The organism is Actinomyces oris, from assembly GCF_006546825.1.
Classification (GTDB): domain Bacteria; phylum Actinomycetota; class Actinomycetes; order Actinomycetales; family Actinomycetaceae; genus Actinomyces; species Actinomyces oris.
In genome coordinates this window covers 201504-207503 of the sequence record NZ_VICC01000005.1, presented here as the reverse complement: position 1 = coordinate 207503, position 6000 = coordinate 201504, and the positions used below count along the sequence as shown (strand labels likewise).

Here is a 6000-nt window from a genome sequence, read left to right as displayed (position 1 = left end):
CAACGGCGGCGGCGACAAGACCACGGAGCAGAAGACCACCGAGAACAACGGCGGCGGCGACAAGACCACGGAGCAGAAGACCACGGAGCGTTCCACCTCCGAGCGTCAGAACTCGGAGCAGAACACCACTGAGCGCTCGACCTCCGAGCGTCAGAGCACTGAGCAGAAGACCAGTGAGCAGAGCACCACTGAGCGCTCGGCTTCTGAGAACAACGGTGGCGGCAACAAGCAGGCCGGCGGTGACAAGACCACCGAGCAGAAGGCCAGCGAGAAGAAGACCACCGAGAACAACGGTGGCGGCAACAACGGCGGAAGCAACAGCAATGCCAACGCCGGTGGAGACAAGCAGGCCAAGGCCGGCGAGAACAAGGCCGGGGCCGACAAGGGCAACAACCTGAGCTCGAACGCCAAGGACTCCTCCTCGGAGAACCGGGCCGGCGGTGAGACCACCAAGGACAGCGACAGCTCCCTGGCCCGTACCGGTGCCAACGGCCTGCTCTTCGGCGGAATCGCCGCGTTCCTGGTCGTGGCTGGAGGCGCCGCCCTGGTGCTGCGTCGCCGCAACAAGGCCTGAGCCGCATCTGACCTGATCCGCTGACGTTCCCGCTTCCATGGGAACAGCATCGCTGCCGGGGGACGACACGCCACGTGTCGTCCCCCGGCAGCGTCGTGCCATACCTCAGGCACTGCCGGTGTCGATCAGAAGGTGAGACAATCGCCCGGCGCGCCCCCATGGGCCGCGCATCCCTCGCAGACAGGAGTTCTTATGCCCGGTCAGAACCTGACTCGTCTTGAGGCCGCCGAGCGCAGCGCAACCGTACGGACCCAGAGCTATGACGTCGTCCTCGATCTCACGCGCGGCGAGACGGTCTTCGGCTCCACCACCACGGCGCGGTTCACGGCCACCCCGGGTTCCTCCACCTTCATCGACCTCATCGCGCCGACGGTCCGCTCCATCGCGCTCAACGGCACCCCTCTTGACCCCGCCGAGGTCTATGCGGACTCGCGTATCGCGCTGAAGGATCTGGCCGCGGACAATGAGCTGGTCGTCGTCGCCGACTGCGCCTACATGCACACCGGAGAGGGGCTGCACCGCTTCACCGACCCGGCCGACGGCGAGACCTATCTCTACAGCCAGTTCGAGGTCCCCGACTCCCGGCGGGTATTCGCCGTCTTCGAGCAGCCCGATCTCAAGGCCTCCTTCACCTTCACCGTCACCGCGCCGTCGAACTGGACGGTGCTGTCCAACTCCCCCACTCCTGACCCGACTCCCACCAAGGCCTCCGACGGCTCAGGAGATGCCCACACCTTCGCCTTCGCCCCCACCGAGCCCATGAGCTCCTACGTCACGGCCATCGTCGCCGGACCCTATGTCGGTGCGACCGACGAGTACGTCGCCGGAGACGGACGCGTCGTGCCCCTGGGGGTCTACTGCCGAAAAAGCCTGGTCGAGCACATGGACTCAGAGGAGATCCTGGACCTGACCAAGCGGGGCTTCGCCTACTACGAGGACCTGTTCGCCACCCCCTACGCCTTCACCAAGTACGACCAGATCTTCGTTCCCGAGTTCAACGCCGGAGCGATGGAGAACGCCGGCTGCGTCACCCACCGCGACGACTACATCTTCCGCTCCAGGCCCGTCGAGGCCCGCGTGGAGCGGCGAGCCGTGACGATCCTGCACGAGCTGGCCCACATGTGGTTCGGGGACATGGTCACCATGACCTGGTGGAACGACCTATGGCTCAACGAGTCCTTCGCCGAGTACACCTCCACCCTGGCCACCGCCGAGATCACCCGCTGGAACCAGGCCTGGACGACCTTCCAGACCCTGGAGAAGGGGTGGGCCTACAACCAGGACCAGCTGTCCTCCACCCACCCCGTGGCCGCGGAGATCCACGACCTGCACGACGTCGAGGTCAACTTCGACGGCATCACCTACGCCAAGGGGGCCTCGGTCCTGGCCGCGCTCGTGGGATACGTGGGCCGGGAGAACTTCTTCGCCGGCATCCAGCGCTACCTGGCGGCGCACGCCTACGCCAACGCCGAGCTGAGCGACCTGCTCCGCGAGCTGGAGGAGGTCTCGGGACGCGACCTGAGTACCTGGACCCGCCTGTGGCTCCAGGAGGCCGGTGTGACGACCCTGCGCACGCAACTGGCCACCGACGCCGACGGCCTCATCACCCAGGCGGCCGTCCGCCAGGAGATCCCCACCGACTCTCCGGCCTCGCTGCGCCCACACCGGGTGGCGATCGGCTGCTACAACCTGACCGGCCAGGGAGCCGAGGCGCGCCTGGAGCGCACCAACCGCATCGAGCTCGATGTCGACGGTGAGCTGACCGAGGTTCCCGAGCTGGTCGGCGCCAAGCGGGCGGATGTCCTCGTCCTCAACGACGACGACCTCACCTACGCCAAGGTCCGCCTCGATGAGGACTCACTGTCCTTCGGCCTCGAGCACATCGAGGCCTTCACCGACTCCCTGCCGCGCTCGATCGTCCTGGCCTCGGCCTGGGACATGGTGCGCGACGGCGAGCTCGCCGCCTCCCGTTTCCTCGACGCTGCCCTGCGGGCGCTGGGCGTGGAGGAGCATTCCTCGGTCATCCAGGGACTGCTGGGACGTATCACCACCTGCCTGTCCGGTTTCCTGCCCCCGGCCGTACGCCGCGACCTCGCCCCGGGCACCGCCGACCGGCTGCTGGGGCTGGCGCGGGCGGCCCAGCCCGGCAGCGACAAGCAGCTCCAGCTGGTCCGGGCCCTGGCCGCTCACGCCGTCACCGATGAGCAGCTCGACGTCGTCGCCGGGCTTGTGGAGGGGAACCGGGCTCTGGGCGGTCTCGACGTCGACCAGGACCTGCGCTGGGACCTGCTGATCGGCCTGGTGGCCGCCGGCCGCAGCGGGGAGGAGCAGATCCGCGCCGAGGAGGCCCGGGACCGCACGACCACGGGACGCGAGCGCGCCGCCGAGACCCGGGCGTCGATTCCGACCCCGGAGGCGAAGCAGGCCACCTGGCGGGCCCTCGTCGACGACGCCTCCATGCCCAATGAGACCCAGGTGCGCGTCCTGCGGGGCCTGACCAATGTCGAGCGCCACCCCGAGCTGCTGGCTCCCTTCGTGGGGGCGTATGTGGAGGCCATCGACCCCGTGTGGTCCTCGCGCACCTTCCACATGGCTGAGAACCTGCTGACCGGCTTGTGGTCCTGTGCCACGGTGGGCCTTGCGGGCGCTGACGACCCTGCCGCCGCCCTGACGGGATGGTTGGAGTCCCACGCCCAGGCCCCGGCCGCACTTCGACGGATCGTGCGCGAGAACCTCGACGACACGCTGCGCGTGGCCAGAGCGCAGGCCGCTGAGGCCCGGAGCGTCCAGTAGCCACCTCGGGTCCCGGTCCGGGGCGCAACCCGGACCGGGACCCGACGACACCATGAGTTGGGGCCGAGCGCATGATGCGCTCGGCCCCAACTCGTGAGGTGCCGGCCCCGACATCCCGACACCCGAATCTCTCAACGCCCAGACGACTCCGCAGCCTTCTTGCCCGTGGACGTGGCGGCGGCGGCCTGCGCGGCGGCAAAGGCGTCGACGTCGTCGTCCTCACGCCCAGGGGTCTTGAAGTCGAACTTGACGATGAGGAACCTGAAGAGGAAGTAGTAGATGACGGCATAGACCAGCCCCATGATGACGATCATGAGCGGTCCGCGGACCACACCACCGGAGAGCTCGGCGGACTTGCCGAAGTTGAGCAGGTAGTCGATCGCTCCGGCGGAGAAGGCGAAGCCGTCCTTCGCGCCCAGGAGGTTGGCGATGGCCAAGGAGGAACCTGTCAGCACCGCGTGGACGGCGTAGATCGGGAAGGCCACGTAGGCGAAGGCGTACTCGAGGGGCTCGGTGATGCCGGTGATGAAGGCGGTCAGGGCCACCGAGACCATGAGGGCGCCGGTCGCCTTGCGCTTGGCTGGTTTGGCGGTGTGCCAGATGGCCAGTGCAGCGGCGGGCAGCGCGAACATCATGATCGGGAAGAAGCCGGTCGTGAAGCCCCCGGTCCAGGAGTTCGAGCCGTCCACACCCTGGAAGAAGCAGGTGATGTCACCGTGCGCCGTATCCCCGGAGGCCGTCTGGCAGGAGCCGAGTTGGAACCAGGGCACGGAGTTGAGCAGGTGGTGCAGGCCGAAGGGGATGAGCAGGCGGTTGACGGTACCGAAGACGAAGACCGCCAGGGCTCCGGCGATGCCCTTGGAGTTCCCGGCGTTGATGAGCCAGCCGCCGAGCTGTTCGTTGATGAGCCAGTTGAAGGCCGGGTAGAGAGCCGACATCACCAGGGCGATGACAAGCGCAGCGCCGGAGGTGACGATGGGGACGAAGCGGCGTCCACCGAAGAAGGCCAGCCAGTCGGGCAGCTTGACGCGGTAGTAGCGCTGCCATAGCAGGGCGGCGGCGACGCCGATGACGATGCCGCCCAGCACCCCGTAGTTGATGGGCGTCTGAGTGGGGATGTCACAGAGCTTGATTCCCTGGTTCCAGGGGCCGACCTGTGCGATCTTCCCCGTGGCGGGATCGAAGGAGTGGAGGCAGTCGAGGGCCTCCTTACTCAGGGGCGCGGGCTTGCCCATGATGATGGGGGACATGGTCCAGGTGACGGCGCGGTAGACGAGGAAGCCGAACAGCGCGGCCACCCCGGTGGAGCCATCGGCCTTCTTGGCGAATCCCACGGCGACGCCAACGGCGAAGATGAGGGGCAGGTTATCGAAGACCGCCCCACCGGCCGCACTGAAGATGTCTGCGACGGGCTGCAGCCAGGACGCCTTCGCGGCGAGCCCCTCGGCCCCCAGCATGTCCGCCTGCCCCAGACGCAGCAGCAGACCCGCTGCCGGGAGCGTGGCGATGGGCAGCATCAGGGATCTCCCCAGACGCTGGGCGAGGGCGAAGGCACCGCCCGTCTTCTTCTTGACTGACATGAGTGTTCTCCAGTTCAGGATCGCGCGGCAGCACTGCCGCGTCAGAGATATCCACCGTGACGGTGGTAGTCGGGACGGATCGACACCGAACACGTCTGGACCAGTGACACCAGAAAAACCGATAGAACCTTCAATGTCAAGCGCGGGGCACACTCGTCAGCCATAATGATATGAAAGTCGATGCGACACAGCGGAAGCAGCGGTCGTAGCCATCCCCCACACCCTGGCTGCGTCCACCCACTGTCAACCAGGGGAGTCCCATGCCCAAGAACGCAGGCAAGAAGCCGGCAAAGTACGTCATCGTGCGCAATCACCTGCTGGACCTGGTCAGGAACGGGCTCGCCAACGGCAGCCCAGTGCCCTCCGAGCGCGAGCTGTGCGAGCAGTTCGAGGTCTCCCGCATGACCGTGCGCCAAGCCATCGACACCCTCGTCGTCGACGGCGTCCTGGAGCGCCACCAGGGCAAGGGAACCTTCGTGGCGCCCCCGAAGCTCGACCTGCAGGTCCGACTGACCTCCTTCACCCAGGAGATGCAGCGGCGCGGGATGGAGCCCGGCGTCGTCATGCTACAGGCCGAGACCGTCGCCTCCGATGAGACCGTGGCGGAGGCGCTCGAGCTCGAGGTCGGGGCCGAGGTCCACCACCTGCGTCGCCTGCTGACCGCCAACGCCATCCCCATGGCGATCGAGGAGAACTGGATTCCCGCTGCGCTTCTGCCCAACCTGCTGCGCACCAGCCCGAACTTCTCGGTCTACGCCGAGCTGACCCGCGCCGACCTGGCGCCGCAGTGGGGTGAGGACATGATCGAGGCCCACGCGGCCACGGCCCAGGAGGCAGCGCTGCTCTCCGTCCAGGAGGGCGCCCCGACCCTGGACATCACCCGGCGCACCTTCCACGAGCACTGCGCCATCGACTACTCGCGCACCTTGTTCCGCGCCGACCGCTACACCCTGTGGGTCCCGGTGGCCGCCCCCAAACCCGCCTTCCGCCCGGACCGCTCGTCGTCTTGAGGGGCTGACCCAGGTCGGTACTGGACAACCTCCGGGCGGCCTG

4 protein-coding genes are annotated in these 6000 nt (G+C 67.6%); 3 read left to right on the top strand and 1 reads right to left on the bottom strand.

What is annotated here, in order from left to right; translation table 11 throughout:
• Both FK267_RS13635 and pepN read left to right on the top strand, forming a co-directional pair.
• Positions 1-574 (top strand): LPXTG cell wall anchor domain-containing protein (locus FK267_RS13635; protein ID WP_249039340.1); only part of this gene is annotated, 574 nt, incomplete at its 5' end.
• A gap of 192 nt (positions 575-766) precedes the next feature.
• Entirely contained in the window at positions 767-3367 is a 2601-nt protein-coding gene (pepN, locus tag FK267_RS07135) for an aminopeptidase N (protein ID WP_141406769.1), read from the top strand.
• Positions 3368-3498: 131 nt separating this feature from the next.
• On the opposite strand, the gene FK267_RS07130 is transcribed toward pepN, so the two are convergent.
• The gene (locus FK267_RS07130) at positions 3499-4947 is read right to left on the bottom strand and encodes a PTS transporter subunit EIIC (RefSeq protein WP_003786634.1); all 1449 of its coding nucleotides are present in this window, start codon (positions 4945-4947) and stop codon (positions 3499-3501) included.
• A gap of 260 nt (positions 4948-5207) precedes the next feature.
• Here FK267_RS07130 and FK267_RS07125 point away from each other — a divergent pair, with 260 nt between their 5' ends.
• A complete protein-coding gene (locus FK267_RS07125) occupies positions 5208-5957 on the top strand; it encodes a GntR family transcriptional regulator (protein ID WP_003786636.1) in 750 nt (249 codons plus the stop codon).
• The last annotated feature ends 43 nt before the right edge of the window (positions 5958-6000 follow it).

Coding starts and splice junctions, on each gene's coding strand:
- FK267_RS07125 (WP_003786636.1), top strand. CDS start 5,208: ATGCCCAAGAACGCAGGCAAGAAGCCGGCAAAGTACGTCATCGTGCGC.
- pepN (WP_141406769.1), top strand. CDS start 767: ATGCCCGGTCAGAACCTGACTCGTCTTGAGGCCGCCGAGCGCAGCGCA.
- FK267_RS07130 (WP_003786634.1), bottom strand. CDS start 4,947: ATGTCAGTCAAGAAGAAGACGGGCGGTGCCTTCGCCCTCGCCCAGCGT.